The organism is Sorangium sp. So ce185 (genome assembly GCF_051526825.1).
GTDB classification, from domain to species: domain Bacteria; phylum Myxococcota_A; class Polyangia; order Polyangiales; family Polyangiaceae; genus Sorangium; species Sorangium cellulosum_D.
This window is the reverse complement of sequence record NZ_CP150316.1, coordinates 5924646-5941022: the sequence shown is the minus strand read 5'-3', so window position 1 is coordinate 5941022 and position 16377 is coordinate 5924646. Positions and strand designations below refer to the sequence as shown.

Annotated in this window: 10 protein-coding genes; 6 read left to right on the top strand and 4 right to left on the bottom strand. The window is 75.9% G+C overall.

The window, feature by feature from the left end; genetic code table 11:
* Positions 1–17 precede the first annotated feature (17 nt).
* Entirely contained in the window at positions 18–2675 is a 2658-nt protein-coding gene (locus tag WMF26_RS21660) for a dynamin family protein (RefSeq protein WP_438001882.1), read from the top strand.
* 83 nt (positions 2676–2758) lie between these two features.
* Here WMF26_RS21660 and WMF26_RS21655 read toward each other — a convergent pair whose 3' ends face one another.
* From WMF26_RS21655 to WMF26_RS21645, 3 genes are all read right to left on the bottom strand, one after another.
* A complete protein-coding gene (locus WMF26_RS21655) occupies positions 2759–4315 on the bottom strand; it encodes a protein kinase domain-containing protein (protein ID WP_438001881.1) in 1557 nt (518 codons plus the stop codon).
* Positions 4316–4378: 63 nt separating this feature from the next.
* Entirely contained in the window at positions 4379–5974 is a 1596-nt protein-coding gene (locus tag WMF26_RS21650; RefSeq protein WP_438001880.1) for a 3,4-dehydroadipyl-CoA semialdehyde dehydrogenase, read from the bottom strand.
* A 152-nt stretch (positions 5975–6126) separates the two neighbouring features.
* Positions 6127–7632 carry a TolC family protein gene (locus tag WMF26_RS21645; protein ID WP_438001879.1) on the bottom strand — a complete coding sequence of 502 codons (1506 nt, stop codon included), beginning with the start codon at positions 7630–7632 and terminating at the stop codon, positions 6127–6129.
* A 266-nt stretch (positions 7633–7898) separates the two neighbouring features.
* Between WMF26_RS21645 and WMF26_RS21640 the strand changes: the two genes are divergently transcribed.
* Positions 7899–8837: a hypothetical protein gene (locus WMF26_RS21640; protein ID WP_438001878.1), complete on the top strand. Its 939-nt coding sequence runs from the start codon at positions 7899–7901 to the stop codon at positions 8835–8837.
* Between the two features lie 10 nt (positions 8838–8847).
* Here the strand turns inward: WMF26_RS21640 and WMF26_RS21635 are convergent, their stop codons facing one another.
* Positions 8848–10347 carry a hypothetical protein gene (locus tag WMF26_RS21635; protein WP_438001877.1) on the bottom strand — a complete coding sequence of 500 codons (1500 nt, stop codon included), beginning with the start codon at positions 10345–10347 and terminating at the stop codon, positions 8848–8850.
* A 228-nt stretch (positions 10348–10575) separates the two neighbouring features.
* On the opposite strand from WMF26_RS21635, the gene WMF26_RS21630 reads away from it, so the two are divergent.
* From WMF26_RS21630 to WMF26_RS21615, 4 genes are all read left to right on the top strand, one after another.
* Positions 10576–11109, top strand: coding sequence for a hypothetical protein (locus WMF26_RS21630; RefSeq protein ID WP_061621702.1), 534 nt, complete (start codon positions 10576–10578; stop codon positions 11107–11109).
* Positions 11110–11148: 39 nt separating this feature from the next.
* Complete coding sequence (locus WMF26_RS21625) at positions 11149–13578, top strand: DEAD/DEAH box helicase (protein WP_438001876.1); 2430 nt, start codon at positions 11149–11151, stop codon at positions 13576–13578.
* Positions 13579–13773: 195 nt separating this feature from the next.
* Positions 13774–14463: a tetratricopeptide repeat protein gene (locus WMF26_RS21620; protein WP_061628160.1), complete on the top strand. Its 690-nt coding sequence runs from the start codon at positions 13774–13776 to the stop codon at positions 14461–14463.
* 543 nt (positions 14464–15006) lie between these two features.
* Entirely contained in the window at positions 15007–16356 is a 1350-nt protein-coding gene (locus tag WMF26_RS21615) for an STAS domain-containing protein (RefSeq protein WP_437948065.1), read from the top strand.
* Positions 16357–16377 lie beyond the last annotated feature (21 nt).

Genomic DNA, 16377 nt, shown 5'->3' with positions numbered 1-16377 from the left:
GGGCTTTCATCCCGCCCATGGCGAGGCTCGTCGAGGCGCTGAATCGATTCTTCGGGCGGGTCGAGATCCTCGCGCTCGGCCTCGAGAACGAGCGCAGCGCCGCCGAGGCCGCGCTCGCGAAGGGGATGCCGCTCGAGGCCCGCGAGCACGCCCGCACCATCCTCTCCGTCCTGCCCGACTCGGCCGTCGGGCTCGCGCTCTGGGCCGACGCCGCCGAGGACGCGTGGCTCGATCAGGAGGTCGTCACCGCGCTCGCCGACCTCGCGAAGCGCGTGCCCTGGCGCGCCGACGTGTGGCTCCGCCTCGGGCGCGCGGGGCAGCGCGTCGGCTGGGACGGCGCGCGCGACGCGCTCGAGCGCGCCACCGCGGCGCCCGAGGAGCGCGACGCGGCGCGGCTCGCGCTGCTCGACCTCTGCGATCTCGACCTCGCCGCCGGCGACCCGGCCCGGGCGCAGCGCTGGCTCGACCGCATCCCGGCGCCGCTCTCGACCGCGCCCGACCGCGACGTCGCCCTGCGCCGCGCCGAGTGCGCGCTCGCCCACGGCGACCTCGACGGCGCGCGCGCCGCCGCGGCGATCCTGGGCGAGCCCACCGCCATCGAGGGGCGCGCCGCCCTCGTGCTCGCCCGGCTCGCGCTCGCCGAGGCGGGCGCCGCGACGGGCGCCTCCGCCGCGGCGCTGCCGCCCGCCGACGTGGCGCGGGCGCTCGACCTCGGGCTGCGGGCGCTCGTGCTCGACGTCCCCGGCGCGGCGGAGCTCTGCGCGTCGCTCGTCGCCGCCTCCCGCGACGTGCTCGTCGTCGATCGCGTGCGCCGCGTGGTCCGCGCCGCGGGCGCGCTCGACGAGCCGACCTGGGCCGCCGCGTTCGCCTTCGCCGAGGGGCGGCGGGACGACGCGCGGCAGGCGCTCGCGCGCGGGCTCTCCGCCGGCGATCGCGCGGCCGCGGCGGCGCTGCTCCGCATGGCCGTCGAGACCCGCGACCTCGGGGCGCTCGACGCGCTCGCGGCGCGGGCGGCGGGCGTGGACCTGCGCGGCGGCGCGGCGCCGCCGCTCCCGCCCGACCTGGTCCGGCTGCGCGACGCCGCCAGGAGGGCGTCCGAGGGGCAGGGGAGCGAGGCGCTCGACGCGCTCGACGCGGTGGCCGGCGAGGGCGCGGCCTGGGCCGACGACATGCGCCGCGCGATCGCGCGCGCCTGGATCCCCGCCGCGCCGCGGATGGCCGCGTGGGGGGACGTGCTGCGCGAGCTCGCGCGGACGGCCAAGCTGCTCGACCGGCTCGACCTGCTCGCGGCGACCGAGGCCCTCGCGGTGGAGCGGGAGCGCCCGCTGCGCGCCGCCGTGGTCGGCGAGTTCAACGCCGGCAAGAGCACGTTCCTGAACGCGCTGCTCGGCGAGGACGTGGCGCCGACCGGCGTCCTGCCGACGACCGCGACGCTCCACTGGGTCGCCTGGGCGCCCGATCCGTTCGCGCGCATCGTCGTGCGCGGCGGCCAGGACCGCGTCGTGCCGCACGCGGCGCTCAAGGAGACGCTGCGCGCGCTCGCCGCGGACGGGGCGAAGGTCGCGCGGGTCTTCATCTACGCGCCGATCGAGCGGCTCAAGCGCGTCGAGATCCTCGACACGCCCGGCTTCAACGCGCCGGACCCGGACCACATCGCGGAGGCGCGGCGCGCGTTCGACGAGGCCCACGTCGCCATCTGGCTGCTCGACGCGCCCCAGGCGATGAAGGAGTCGGAGCGGCGGGTGCTCTCCGAGATCAGCGCGCTCGGCGTGCCCGTGCAGATCCTCGCGAACAAGGCCGACCGGCTCAAGCCCGACGCGCTGGAGACGGTGCTCGCGCACGTGCGCGACAGCCTCGCGGCGAGCGCCATCACCTCGCTCACGCCGCCGATCGCGTTCTCGGCGCGGCTCTCGCTGAAGGGGCGGCTCGGCGACGAGGCGGCGCTCGCGGCCTCGGGGTGGGCCGAGGTCGAGGCGCTCTTCGCCGAGCAGATCGTCGACGCGAGCGACGCGCTGCGCGAGCGCGCGCTCCGGCGCAAGGCGGGCCGCATCGCGGCCGAGCTCGCGCAGGCGGCCGCGGCGCGCGCCGCGGAGGACCGCGAGGCCGGGCGGCGGGCGCGCGCCGAGGCCGATCGGCTCCGCGCGAGCGCGGCGTACCTGCGCCGCGACCGGCGCACGATCGCCGCGGCGATCGACAAGGCGCTCGAGCCCGCGCGGCGGGAGCTCGCGGCCGACCTGCGGCCGATCGCGGCGCTGCCCGAGGAGCGCAAGCGCGCGGACGCCGGCGTCCGCGCCTACGTGCAGGAGCGGCTCGTCACGCGGCTGAGCTGGCCGCTCTCGGCGGAGATCGCGCGGGCGGCCCGCGCGGGCGTGGAGCCGGGGGCGCGCGCCGCGGGCGGCGTCGAGGAGGCGAGCGCCGCCGCGCCGTCGCCGCGGGCGGCGGCCCACGTGCGCGCGGTCCTGATGGGCATGGTGGCGGTGCACGACGCCCCCGACGAGCTCGCGGCGCGCTCGATCGAGGGCGTGGTCGAGGCTGCGATCGACGCCTTCGCCATGGCGCTGTCGGCCGAGGCGGAGGCGCCCGTGCCGCCGGCGGCCTCGGCGGCGATCGAGCTGCGCGCGGAGGCGCTCCGGGCGGCGTTCGAGGCGCCCGAGGCGCCGCCGGCCGGCGCCTGAGCGCGGCCGGGCTCGCGGCCCGACCGGCGCTGAGCGCGACCGGGCTCGCGGTCGCGCTGCGTCAGCGGCGCGGAGGCGCTGCGTCAGCGGGTCAGGAAGAACGCGAGGACCCCGAGCGCCAGCCCGATCACGAGCGCCAGCGGCACCACCAGCCGGACCAGCCACAGATCGGTCTGGCGCTGGGGCGGCCGGCGATCCCGACGGACCGGAGACGGCGTGATCTCGATGATCTGCTCGGCCGCGGGACGCGACGGAGGCCGCGGCGGCAGCGCGGCGCCGGTCGGCCCGGCGCCGCGCGGCGCCTCTTGCCCGGGGGACGGCGCGCGGGCGCCCGCGCCGGAGAAGAGCGGCGCGAAGTCCTTGCGATCGTGGATCACGAGGTCGCTCGACGGCGGATCGCTCGACGGGCTGCTGAGCCGCGCCTGCGGGAGCGTGCGCGAGAGATCCTCGGACGTCGGCCCGGCGAGCGGGTCGTGCCGCAGGGCGCCGGCGGCCGGCAGCGCCGCGGCGCGCGACGAGATCGCGCTCGACGCCGGCCCCTCCGTGAGCGCGCCCTCGCGGAACATGGCCTTCGCCAGCATCTCGCCCCGCTGCGCCGGCGGCGGCGGGTCGGCGTCGCGCAGCGGCGGCGCGGCCGTCATCGTGCTCCGGATCGACACCGGCACCGCCGACTCCATGGTCGGCGCGTCCTCGAGCGCGCTCGCCATGGCGGCCGGGAGCAGCGCGTCGGATAGGTGGGGCAGGAGCCGCTCGAGCTCCTCGCGCAGCTCGCGCGCGCTCTGCTGGCGCTGGCCGGGCATCTTCGCGAGCGCCGTGAGGATGATCGCCTCCAGCGCGGGGTGGATCTGCGGCAGGAACAGGCTCGGCGGGGGCGGCCGCTTGCGGATGTGATCCATGGCCACCTCCCACACGACCGACGTGGGCGGGAAGGGGAGGCGGCCCGTGACGAGCAGGAACAGCAGGATCCCGCACGCGTACACGTCGCTGCGCCCGTCGATGGCGTCGCCCCGGCACTGCTCCGGGGACATGTACGCCGGCGTGCCGACGACCACGCCGACGGTGGTGACCGAGCCCCAGACGCTGATCGGCGCGCTGTTCGGCCCGTCGTCGCCGGCCCTCGTGCCGCCCTCGACCATCTTCGCGATGCCGAAGTCGAGCACCTTCACGCGCTCGACCGACGGATCCGCCGGATCCCGCAGGATCATCACGTTCTCGGGCTTGAGGTCGCGGTGCACGATGCCCCGCGCGTGCGCGGCGTCGAGCGCGTCGGCGATGCCGATCAGGATCCGCGCGGCGCGGGCCTCCGAGAGGCGGCGCTCGGCGAGCAGGAGCTCGAAGAGGTCCTGCCCCGAGACGAGCTCCATCACGATGTACGGCAGGTGCCCTTCCACCCCGGAGTCGAGGATCTGCACCGTGTTCGGGTGGTGGAGGCGCGACGCCGCCTTCGCCTCGCGGTAGAAGCGGGTCACGAAGGTCTCGTCGCCGAGGAGCTGCGGGTGCATGATCTTGATGGCGACGTCGCGCGGCTCCCCGTCCTGCACGCCGCGGTAGACCGCCGCCATCGCGCCCTCGCCGATGAACCCGGTGACGAGGAAGCGCCCCGCGATGGTTCGGCCGATGAGTTCCGGGCCCGCGCTCATGAGCGAGACTTCACCATAGGGTCCTCTGCGTCCTTCTAGAAGGGCTACCCCGGCGTTTGCGCGTCACGGCTTCGCGGGCGCGGGCGCGTGCCGGGGCTCGCCCTTCGTCCCGAGGATCGCCTCGAGGATCGGCCGCGACCCCTGCACCGCGGTGCGCTGCGAGTAGAGGTGGAGCCCGCGCAGGCCGCCGAGCTCCTCGCCGCCGCCGGCGCGGCCCGGGCCGCCGTGGATCGTCTGCGGGAGGACGGTGCCGGGGCCGGGCGCCTGGTCGGCGATCCGCTCGCTGCCGAGCAGGACGCGGCCGTGGTACGGCGCGACGCCGAGCAGCACCTCCGCCGCGAAGCCGCGGTCGTCGCTGTAGACCGAGCAGACGAGGCTGCCGCGGCCCCGGCGCAGCAGGGCGACGGCGTGCGCCGCGCCGCCGTCGTACGGGAAGAGCGTCGCCACCGGGCCGAACACCTCGTGCTCGTGCGCGGCGGGCGCGCCGTCCGGGCCGCCCGCGACGAGCAGCGTCGGCGGCACGAAGTACCCCTTTCCCTCGGGCACGCCGATCCTCTCGAACGGCCCGTCGCCGCCGATCGCCACCTCCGCCCCCGCCGCGAGCCGCTCGATGCCGGCGCGCACGCCGCGGAGCTGATCGGCCGTGGTGAGCGGACCGACGGTGACGCCGTCCTGCGCGGGATCGCCGACGCGCGCGTCGCGGAGGCGGTCGACGAGGTCGCCGCGCACCGTGGCGAGGACGGAGGCGGGGACGAAGATGCGCCGGATCGCCGTGCACTTCTGGCCGGCCTTCTGGGTCATGTCGCGCACGACGTCGCGGAGGAACATCGCGTAGGTCTCGGAGCCGGGATCGACGTCGGGGCCGAGGACCGCGCCGTTCAGGCTGTCGGCCTCCACGTTCACGCGGACGCTCTCCCGCGCGAGGCCCGGCAGGAGCCGGAGCGCCGCGCCGGTGGCGCTCGAGCCGGTGAACGCGAGGACGTCCTCGCCGCCGAGGTGCGCGAGGAGGTCGCCCGGCGGGCCCGCGACGAAGGAGAGGGCGCCGCGCGGCAGCGGGGCGCGCTCGGTGAAGATCTTCATCAGCCGGAACGCGACGAGGGCCGTGCTCGTCGCGGGCTTCGTGATGACCGGCATGCCCGCGAGGAGCGCGCAGGCGGCCTTCTCCGCGAGCCCCCAGGCGGGGAAGTTGAAGGCGTTGATGTGCACCGCGACGCCGGGGCGCGGCACGAGGATGTGCTGGCCGAAGAACCGCGGCGAGCGCCCGAGCTGCGCGCCCTCGCCGTCCGCGAGCAGCCGCGCGTCGCCGAGCTGGGCGCCGAGGTCGGCGTAGTAGGCGAGCGTCCCGATCGCGCCGTCGACGTCGAACTTGGCGTCGCTGCGGGTGTTGCCGCCGTTCTGGATGGCGACGTCGATGAGCGCGTCGCGGTGCGCGTGCGCGGCGCGCGACATGGCGCGGAGCAGCTCGCCGCGCTCGGCGAACGTGAGCGCGCGCAGGGAGGGCCCGCCCACCGTCCGGGCGAACGCCACCGCGGCGGCGAGGTCGAGCCCGTCCGTGCTGGTCTCGGCGAGCGGCTCCTCGGTCGCGGGGTTGACGAGCGGGTGCGGCGCTCCCTGACCGGCGATCCACTGACCTTCGACGTAGCTCTCGAGCCGCTCCATGGGGCGCGTAGCCTACTCGCGCGGTCGCTCGGCACAACCCCCACGCGGGGCGGCGCGCCGCATCGTCCGCCGCGCTCGTGACGCGCGCGACGCGGCGCGCGTCACCTCGATGCGCCTCATTCCTCTCCGCGCGCGGTCATTGCCACGAACGGTCACTTGCACGAGGCGGACGCGAGCAGCGCCGAGATCTTCGCCTTCACCACCTCGAACTCCCGCACCGCGAGGTCGATCTCGGCCTGGCGCTGCCTGCGGCTGGACTCGACGAGATCGAAGCTCGTCACGGTGCCGGCCTCGTACGCGACCTGCGTGAGGCGCGCGGTCTCGCGCGCGAGGTCGCGCGACTGCTCGGCGACCGCGCGCGCCTGCTCGGCGACCTCGACGCTCCGGACCGCCTGCGTCGACTCGAGCTCGGCCGAGCGCTCCACCGCGCCGAGGCGGGCCCGCTGCTGCTCCACGGCCGCCCGGTTGATCCGGAGATCGCCGTAGCGCGCCCCGCCGTCCCAGATGGGCACGGTGAGCACCGCGCGGATCGACCACGACCAGCCGGACCGCGTGGCGTCGCCGGCGTCCCCGACGCCGCCGACGCCGCCGACGCCGCCGACGGGGGCGGTGCCGCCGAAGTACGTCTCGGCCCCCAGCGTGCTCGACACCTCGGCATACGGAGCGAACGCGAGCTTCGCGTCGGTGAGGCCGCGCTCGGCGAGCTCCAGCTCGGCGCGCGCGGCGCGGACGTCGGCGCGCTGATCCGTCCGCGTCTGGGTGCACTGGGACCCGAGCTCCGTCGCGATCCCGTTGAGCGAGAACTCCTGCGGCACGCCGACCTCGCCCTTCAGGCCGAGCGCGGCCCCGAGCGCCTCGCGCGCCCTGCGCAGCGACTCGTCGCCGGACACGAGCGTCGCGCGGGCGAGCGCGACGTCCTGCTCCGCGCGGACGACGTCGAGCTTGGTGCCGGTGCCGAGGCGCTCCCGCCGCCGCGTGAGCTCGAGCAGCTCGAGCGCGCTGCGCAGCCCGACGCGGTTGACCTCGCTGAGCCGCTCGGTCGTGACGATGGAGACGACGGCGTCCGCGACCGCGACGAGCGTGAAGCGGCGCCGGTCCTCGAGGCTCAGCTTGGCGACCTCGACCGCGAGGTCGGCGGTGCCGATGCCGTACCAGGCGCGCGGCGCGAGGATGGGCTGCCGGAGCGTGAGCGACGCCGCTGCCCGCGTCGGCGCGTCCGCGCCCCCTGGCGCCAGGAGGCGGCTCAGCTCGCCGCTCGCGTCGAGGTTCGGCAGCGCCTGGGCGAGCGCCCGCCGCGCGCTCCCCTCGGCGCGGGCGACCTCCTGCACGGCGACGACGAGATCGACCGACCGCTGCTCGATGATCGCGCGCGCCTCGTTCCAGCTCGCGAGCGTGCGCGCCGCCGGCGGGACGGGCGCGAGCGCGGGGTCGTTCACCTCGATGCGCTGCGGCGTCACCGTGGGCGCCCCCGCCGGCGCCGGGGCGGCGGCCGGGGGGGGCGCGGCGGCGCCCGCGGGGGCCTGCTGGCCGGGCCGCCCTTGAGGCAGCTGGCCCGGTCGCGCCGGCGGAGGGGCCGGCTGCGCGAGGGCGACTCCTTGATGCAGGGCGAGGGAAGCGACGGTGAGGACAGCGAGCATGCGGAGCCGGCGACGGGGCATGCGCGACTCGATGCGCTGTCCGGCGCGCGACGACAAGCCCGAAGCGGACAGGCGCGCGGTCTCGGCCTGCGCGCGTGTGCGAAACCGTGGGCGAGCGGCCGCGCGGCGGCCCAAGGCATGGCGGCGGAGCGCGGATGCGCCACTATTCTGGATCACCGATGCCAAGCCGGTTGCCCCCGAACGACATCTGCCTCGGCTGCGGAAAGCGACGGCGATGCGGCGCCGCCGACCCCTGCGCCCGCTGCGGCGAGCCCCCTCATCGCGCCGTGTGGCGACGCTCCGAGCAGCGCGGCGCGTCGCCGAGGATCGAGCTGTTCCTGAGCGCGATCACGAGCGGCCTCTTGCTCGCGTACTCGGCGCTCTACGCGCTGCTCCTGACCGGCCTCGCCGAGTCCGCGGACAGCTCCCTCGCCTCCGCGGCGCTCTTCGCCGCGATCCTGTGGCTCGGCGTGAGGCTCGCGCGGTGGATCGTGCGCTCGCTCTTCGAGCTCTGGGGCACCACGTGGTCGTACTGCTCCGCCGACGGCGCCCGCTGGGGCACCGTGAGCACGCTCTTCGGGTGGTACGGCGCCGGCGAGGGCGTGAGCCTGACGGGCTTCCGCCCCACGAGCGCGGGCTCGACGCTCTTCTGCTCCTCGGACGCGATCGACGCGGGGCTCCCGGTCGTGGCCGCGAACCTCTCGCGCCTCGTCGGCGCGCAGGGCCACGAGGCGTTCTCGCCGTTCGAGGTGCTGATGCTCAGCGCCTTCACGGGCCTCGTCGCGCGCGGCGAGGCGGTCATCAGCCGGGCCACGGCGGTGCGCTGGCGCAAGGACTGGCTCGGCGCCGCGCGGCGCGGCGCGCCCCACGCGATCTTCACGATCGAGCGCGCCGGCGACCGCGAGGAGGGCAGCGCGATCGAGCGCGAGATCCTCTCGGCCATGCAGGCCAAGGCGGACGGCCTCGCGTCGGCCGCGGAGCCCCCGCCGCCCGGGGGCTACCGCGACGCCGCGTGGCGGCCGCCCCCCGTGCGGCTCTGCATCGACGAGGTGCTGCGCCCGCGCGCGCTCGCGCTGGCGGCGCGGGCGCTCGGCAAGGAGCCGCGCGGCGGCGCGCCGGTCGCGGTCGCCGCGGCGCTCGACGAGTTCGGCAGGCGCGACCCCGCCCGGATGAGCCACCTGCGCGTGCTCCTCGCCGAGCACCGCCGCCGCGCGCTGTCGGCGTGAGCCGCGGCGCTCAGTGCCACACGCCGATGCCGGCGCTCACGCTCTCGTAGCGAGGCGCGATGTCCATCGACGCCTGCAGCGTGTAGGCGGCCTCGGAGATCAGCCCCCAGAAGGTCGTCGTCAGCACGCGGATGTCCGCGCCGAAGGTGAAGTGCTGCCGCCCCACGCTCCCGCTCCCGAGGTGGCCGGAGCGGTTCGGCTCGTAGTAGCTCCCGAACCGCGTGTGCACGCGGCCCGGGATCGGCTCCGTCTCGATCCCGAACCGCGGCGAGAAGCTCACGTGCGCGCCCGACGCGCCCACCGCCGAGTCGTCGTCGGCCCGCTCCGGCAGGTTCTGCGCCAGGAAATGCTCGAGGCTCACCCCGTTCGACACCGCGCCCGTGACGAGGAGCTCCGCGGTGATGAGCAGGTGCTCGCGCGGCCAGTTCCAGTAGCGGGCGCGCCGCTCCTTCTCGAGCAGGTCCGGCCCGGCGGCGAGCTCGCGCTCGTCGGCCTCGCGCTCGCGCGCGCCCTCCAGCGCGAAGATCCGCGCCCGCCGGGCGCGCTCCTCCGGGTCCGCGATCCCGGCGAGCGCGCGCTCCCGCCGCGCCTCCCGCTCGGCCCGCCTGCGCGCGATCGCCGCGCGGAGCTCCCGCTCTTGATCGCGCGGGTTGATCCACGCCGGGTTCAGGGGGCGCGGCCCCACCTGCACGGCGAGCCCGAGCTCGAGCTCCCAGGGGAGGACGACCTCGTTCGGCAGGATCAGCCCGCCGGCGCGGCGGACGTTCCCGTCCGTGACCACCCCCTCGCCGAGCAGCCGGCCGCCGTTCACCGGGAAGCGGAACGTCGCGCCGACCCGGTAGGACGCCCAGTCGGGGCGGACGAGCACCCCGAGCTCCGGGGAGATGCCCGCGATCGTGAGGTCGGTCTGCTCCGCGCCGAGGCCGAGCGTCACGGCGCGGGCGCCGGCGCCCAGCACGACCGCGTCGCCGAGCAGGCGGGCTCCGCCGAGGAAGTGGTACTTGCCGGTCACGACCGTGGTCTCGGCGCCGCGGTCGTCCACGAGCGAGTACCGCTGCAGCTCGGCGTTGACCCCGAGGCCGAGATCGCCCGCCTGGAGCTGGCCGCCGAGGGTCAGGTACACGAAGTTCGAGTAGTCGAGGTCGAGGTCGCCGCTATTGTCGAAGTCGTTGTTGTCGAAGTCGATGTCCCCGAAGAGCTCGATGGGCAGCGAGATCGACGCGGCGACGTCCCACTCGAGCCATTTGACGCTGAAGGGCTCCCGGACCGCGGGCGCGGCGGCGTTGGCCACCATGCCGGCGATCCCCTCGGCGTAGGCGGCGTACGCGCCGGCGATCCCGGTCACGCGCAGCGGCGCCAGGATCGGCCCCTGGAAGAGGTCGATGGTGTACGCGTTGTCCTTGAGCGGCTGGGCCGGCGCGGCCCGCGGCGGGCCGAGGACGAGGGCCAGCGCGGCGAGCGCCGCGGCGGGGCGGCGGGCGGCGCGGCGCGGCGCGGTCGTCTCGGTCACCTCGCGCTGCCCCTCCGGTCCAACAGCATCTCGTCGCGCCCGCGGCGAGGTGATAGCACTGGCGCGCACGGAAGGGACCGCGGAAGCGGAGCCCGACCAGCGGTGGCCGGGCCCGGCGACAAGGCTCCCCGGCCAGCGAACCACAACGAATTGAGACGAGGAGCGGCCGCCGGCCATCGCCGCGCCGGCGCCCGCGCACCCCATCCCGCCCAAGGAATCGCTGCTCTCATGCCCGCCCAAGCTCCCGCGCCCATCGCCCCCGCCCCGGCCGTGCCAGGGACCGAGGCGCGATCGCCCGGCGGGCGGCGGCGCCCCGGCGGGCCTCGCGCCCGCGGCCGGCGCATCGCCCTGGTCGCCTACTACAGCTTCGCCGCGCTCATCATCGTCTCGTGCACCCTCCAGGTGATCCGGCAGGTCTTCTTCCTGCCGGCCGCGCCGTCGCCCTACGGGAGCTGCGAGGAGGGCCTCCTGGCGCTCGTCCGGGCCGTCGAGCGGGCCAGGGAGGCCGCCCCGGGGACCGACGGGGAGGACGCCGCCCTCGCCCGGTTCCGGAGCACGCTCGCTCCGGCGTGGGGCTACCGGGACGGAGTCGCCGCCTCGTGCCGGGGCTCCGCCGAGAACGAGCGCGCTCTCGACGCCATCGAGCGGCTCCGCTATGCGGAGGAGCACGCAGCGCGGCGCGAGGCAGGCGATCTGGCTCCGCTACGGCGCAGGGTCCGGGCGATCGTCGATGGCCAGCTTGGGCCCGTGTCCCCGAGATAATACCCCGACGCGGCGATCACGCAGGACGATATGACCGATATGACCGTTCCTTCTCCCCCTGCCGCAGTGGCGGGTGAAGCGCAGACCGGCGAAAAGCCCCAGCCGCTGCCCACCTTTGATGTGCTGCCCCTGTCGTCCGAGCTGCGCGAGACGCTCGCGGAGATTGGCTACGTCCACCCGACGCCGGTGCAGCTCGCCGTCTGGGAGCCGGTCACGCGCGGGCGCGACGCGGTCGTGCAGGCGCGCACCGGCACCGGCAAGACGGCGGCCTTCGGGCTCCCGATCGTCGACCACGCCGTGAAGCGCTCGCTCGCGCAGGCGCAGGTGCTCGCGCTCTGCCCGACGCGAGAGCTCGCGCTCCAGGTCTCCGCCGAGGTCGAGCGCCTCGGCAAGCGCAAGGGCGTCAAGGTGGTCGCCGTGTACGGCGGCGCGCCGATGCAGCGGCAGATCGACGCGCTCGCCGCCGGCGCGCAGGTCATCGTCGGCACGCCGGGCCGCGTGCTCGACCACCTGCGCCGCGGGACGATCGTCGCCAAGCACATCCGGCTGCTGGTGCTCGACGAGTGCGACGAGATGCTCTCGATGGGCTTCGAGCGCGAGCTCACCGCGATCCTCGCCGAGCTGCCGCCGGAGCGGCAGACGCTGCTGTTCTCGGCGACGCTCCCGCCCGACATCGAGCGCATCGCGCGCAGCAAGCTGCGCTCGCCCGAGTTCATCACCCTCTCCGGCGACGCGGTCGGCGCGCTCCAGATCCAGCACTACGTCTACCTCATCACGGGCGACAAGCTGACGTCGCTGATCCGCATCCTCGAAGTCGAGAATCCGGAGAACGCGGTCGTCTTCTGCAACACCAAGGACGAGACGGAGACGGTCGCCGCGGCGCTGAAGCGCCAGGGCTACGACGCCGACTGGCTGAACGGCGATCTGCCGCAGTCCGATCGCGAGAAGGTGATGAGCGCGACGCGCGAGGGGCGCCTGCGCTTCCTCGTCGCCACCGACGTGGCGGCCCGCGGCATCGACATCTCGCACCTCACGCACGTCATCAACTACGACTTCCCGCAGGACGCCGAGGCGTACGTGCACCGCACCGGCCGCACCGGCCGCGCGGGGCGCACCGGCACGGCGATCGCGCTGATCACGCCGCAGGACGTCGGGCCGCTCTACATCCTCCGGCTGACGTACAAGATCCGGCCGCTCGAGAAGCAGCTGCCCACGGAGGGCGAGCTCAAGACGCGCGCCGAGGCCGACCTCGTCGCGATGCTCGCCGAGGCGTTCCTGCCGAAGGGCACGCACCCGGACGACCTCTCGCTCGCGCGCCGGCTGCTCACGCACGACCAGGCCGAGGCGATCGTGGCGGGCCTCCTGCGCGATCACCTCGGCGCGCGGCCCACGGCGCAGGAGGAGGCGAGCGCCGCGCGGCGCGCCCAGCAGCCGCGCGCGGCGGCGCGCGAGGGCGCCGAGCCCTCGACCCGGCCCGAGCCCGCGGCGCGCGCCGCGAGCGCGCGGGGCGAGCGCGCGTCGCAGGGCGCGATCCCGCGCGCGGCCGACTCGGTCGATCCGCGCTCGCCGGAGACGGAGCGCAGCAGCGAGCGCGAGGTCGCGCGCGAGGGCGATCGGGACCGCGGGCGGGACCGGGATCGCCGGTCGCTGCGCCTGCGGCGGGACGAGGGGCGGCGCGGGCCCCGCGGCGCGGACGCGCCGGCCGGGGACGACGCGCGGCTCGAGCCGCGCCGGCCGGAGGTGGCGCGGGCGCGCGAGGAGGGGCCCGTCTCGGTCGAGCCGCTCACGCGGCCGGAGCCGCTGATGCGGATCGAGCCGCCGCGCGGCGAGGGCGCGCCCGGCCGCGGCCCGGCGGAGCGCCTGCGCGATCGGCCGGGCACAGCGACGCTGCTGTCGGCGCGCCGCGGCCCCGCCGCGGCCGGCGTCGCCGCCGCGCCCGGCCGCGGCGGCGCGCAGGGCCAGCCGTTCTCCCGCCACGCCGACTTCACCATGTGGCAGCCGCCGGAGGAGGAGGGCGACGACGAGCCGATCCTCGGCGAGCCGCCGTCCCCGCCGCCCGGCTCGCCCGCGTCACGCGGCGGCGAGCGCGCGAGCGGCGCTTCGCCAGCGCTCCTCGGCGAGCCCGCGGTCGAGATCGAGAGCGGCGAGCCCGGCGAGTCGCCGCGCGCCGAGCCCTCGCGCGACGAGGCGGACAGCGAGTTCGTCGAGGTCTTCATCAACCTCGGCCGCCGCGACGGCGCGCGCGCGGCCGATTTCCAGCGCGCGCTCATCGAGCGGGCCGGGATGGCCAAGGGCGACATCCGGCGCATCCGCGTGCGCGAGCGCAACGCGTTCGTCAGCGTCCCGAAGGCCGAGCTCGCGCGGGTCGTGGCGGCGCTGAACGGCGCGACGATCGCGGGCAAGGAGGCGCGCGCGGAGCAGGCTCGGGAGCGCACGTCAAGCGCTGAAGAGGTGACGGAAGACGCCTGAACGCGGGGCGCGCCGGTCCGTCGCGGCGAGGCGGCGGACCGGGCTCCGCGCTGGCGTTTCGCGCTGCCGCCGCGCGTGCCAGACACCGCCCGCCAGCGTACGTCGGTGGGCGCTCGCGTGCGACGCCGTCCAGGCGGCGCCTCCCCGCGCGCAACGCGCTAGCCAAGCTCGCCCACTGGTCGTATCACGGAAGGGATGGCGCGAAGTGGAGCGGAGGATATCGACCGGCTTCGACGGGACATCGATCGAGCGCTCGCTGACAAGCTCGACGCGGACAGGGTTCTCCCGCTGCTCGCGCGTCTGGCCCGCGCGACGGCGCCCGGCAGCGAGCCGTGGCTCTATGCGCACCGCCACCTCGCGGAGATGGGCGTCGAGCACGACCCGTGGCGCGCCGCGCTCTTCGCGCGCCGCGTGCTGCAGTTCCACGCGGAGGACGACGGCGCGTGGGCGGTGCTCGGCCTCGCGCAGTCGCTGCTCGGCAACTACCGCTACGCCGCGCGCGCCTATGAGCGCGCCCTGGCCATCGCGCCCGACAACCCGTGGTACGCCCACAACCTGGGCCACCTCTACGACGTCGCCCTGAACCGTCCCCACGACGCCTTGCCGCTCCTGGCGCAAGCCACCGAGGCGCAGACGGGCGAGGCCGACATCGCCGCGAGCTACGCCCACGCGCTCGCCCGGTGCGGCAAGCTGGTGCTCGCGAAGAAGATCTTGAAGCGCGCCATCCGCCACGGGGCGACGGCCGACCAGATGGCGCTGTGGCGCTGGCTGGACGCCGGCGCGCCGACCGCGGGCGAGAGCGGGCCTGCCCCGCAGCGCTCGGCCGACTCGAAGCGCAAGACCAAGCGGCGGCGCGCCCGCGAGCGCCAGAGCCTCGGCGACTGAGCCGCCCGCCCGCTCCCGCGCGCACCGCCGCAGAGCCCCCCACGCGAGGAGCCCACGTGCGCTCGCGCCTCTCATCCACACCTCCGAGGAGGGGAGCCGCCGGTCGTCGGCGGCCGGGCTCGACCGCGCTGCGGCGCGGCAGGCGGCGTCCGTCGTGACGCAGGGCACAGCGAGGTTGTATGGGCACGGGCTACCTCGTCTGGGCGACTGCGGATGCCGTCGCCACAAGCGACACGCACCGCCGACGCGAAGCTTGACGGTGGGTTGCCCGGTTGGCGATAAGCTGTGTTTCTCGACTGGTGCTGGACACGGTCCCCGTTCGGGAGAGGGCACCCTGCGAGGAGAAGACATGAGCGTCACGAGCGTGCAAAGGACGGACAGGACGACGGAGCGCCAGGCGCCCTCCGCTTCCGCCTCGTCCGGCCTGCGCGTCTCCTGCTCCCGGCGCGCAGACGTCGGGCGAGCCTGCGACGCGGCTCGCCGCGCCGCGCATCGGAGGGACGCGCTGCACGGCGAGCGCGGGCTCACGACGGAGAATTCGCGATGAGCGAAGAAGCTCTGCGGCAAGAGATTGCGAGGCTCACGGAGCGCGTCGCGACGCTCGAGCAGCAGATCGAGGCGCGCGAGCGCGCGGCGAAGGAGCAGGCCGCGGAGCTCGACCAGGCGAGGCGCGAGGCGCGCGAGCGCGGCGAGCAGCTGGCCCGCTCGGAGGACGAGCTGCGGCGGCAAGCGGGCATCTTCAAGCTGGTGCTCGACAGCATGGCCGACGGCGTCGCCGTCGTGGACCACGAGGGCGAGCTCCTGATGCGCAACCCGGCCGCGGAGCACATGCTCGGCCGCGCGTCCCTCGACGTCGCGGCGAACGGCGAGCCGGGGCCCGGCGAGGCCACGCTGTTCTTCCCCGACCAGGCGACGCCCTGGCCCGCGTCCGAGCACCCGCTCGTGCGCGCCCTGCGCGGCGAGACGGTCGATCAGGTCGAGCTCTTCGTGAGGAAGCCCGCGGAGCAGGACGCGCGGCACGCGCGCCTGCCGCAGGCCGCGCCGGGCAACGCCATGGCGACCCTCGCCCCCGCTTCGGGGCCGCAGGCGGACGACGGCGAGCCGCGCTCGGTCCGCTTGCCGCCGATGTTCGCCGACGCGCGGCTCGATCCCGGCCAGGCGGCGGGGCTGTTCCTGACGGTCAGCGCGAGCCCCATGCGGGGCAAGGACGGCTCGATCTCCGGCGCCGTCGCCGTCTTCCGCGACGCGACCGAGAAGAAGCGCCTCATCGAGGATCTCGAGGCGAAGAACCGCGACCTGGTCGAGAGCGAGAGCGCCAAGAGCGAGCTCGTCGAGCGGCTCCGCTACGCCATCGACGAGATCTCGACGCCGATCCTCGAGCTCTGGGACGACGTCCTCGCGCTGCCGATCATCGGCGTCGTCGACTCGCGGAGGAGCGCGCAGATCATGGAGCGGCTGCTCGACGAGATCGTCCGTCGCCAGTCGCGCTACGTCATCATCGACGTGACGGGCGTCGAGGTGATCGACACGCGGACGGCCGACCATTTCATGAAGCTGATGAAGGCGGTCGAGCTGCTCGGCGCGCGGTGCCGCATCACCGGGGTCAGGCCCGCGGTCGCGCAGACGATGGTGGAGCTCGGCATCAACCTCGGCTCCGTGCGCGCCGCGCGCAACCTCAAGCACGCGCTGCGCGAGAGCCTGGCGCTCGCCGGCCAGAAGCCGACGCTCTCGTCCCTCATGGGCGGCCGCCGCGGCGCGGCCAAGGGCGACGAGAAGCCGGCGGGACAGCCTTTCACCCCTGGCGGCCACGGGGCCGCGTTCGATCCGTCGGGCAGCGGTCCCATGACCACGTCACAGCTGCAGCTCAGCGCGAGGAAGGAGACGTCCACTTGATGCAAGCGGGTAGGGTCCCCA

Bases quoted from the DNA above. Each gene is read 5' to 3' on its own strand.
- WMF26_RS21650 (WP_438001880.1), bottom strand. From the start codon at position 5,974: ATGGAGCGGCTCGAGAGCTACGTCGAAGGTCAGTGGATCGCCGGTCAG.
- WMF26_RS21660 (WP_438001882.1), top strand. From the start codon at position 18: ATGGCGAGGCTCGTCGAGGCGCTGAATCGATTCTTCGGGCGGGTCGAG.
- WMF26_RS21645 (WP_438001879.1), bottom strand. From the start codon at position 7,632: ATGCCCCGTCGCCGGCTCCGCATGCTCGCTGTCCTCACCGTCGCTTCC.
- WMF26_RS21655 (WP_438001881.1), bottom strand. From the start codon at position 4,315: ATGAGCGCGGGCCCGGAACTCATCGGCCGAACCATCGCGGGGCGCTTC.
- WMF26_RS21625 (WP_438001876.1), top strand. From the start codon at position 11,149: ATGACCGTTCCTTCTCCCCCTGCCGCAGTGGCGGGTGAAGCGCAGACC.
- WMF26_RS21620 (WP_061628160.1), top strand. From the start codon at position 13,774: ATGGCGCGAAGTGGAGCGGAGGATATCGACCGGCTTCGACGGGACATC.
- WMF26_RS21615 (WP_437948065.1), top strand. From the start codon at position 15,007: ATGAGCGAAGAAGCTCTGCGGCAAGAGATTGCGAGGCTCACGGAGCGC.
- WMF26_RS21630 (WP_061621702.1), top strand. From the start codon at position 10,576: ATGCCCGCCCAAGCTCCCGCGCCCATCGCCCCCGCCCCGGCCGTGCCA.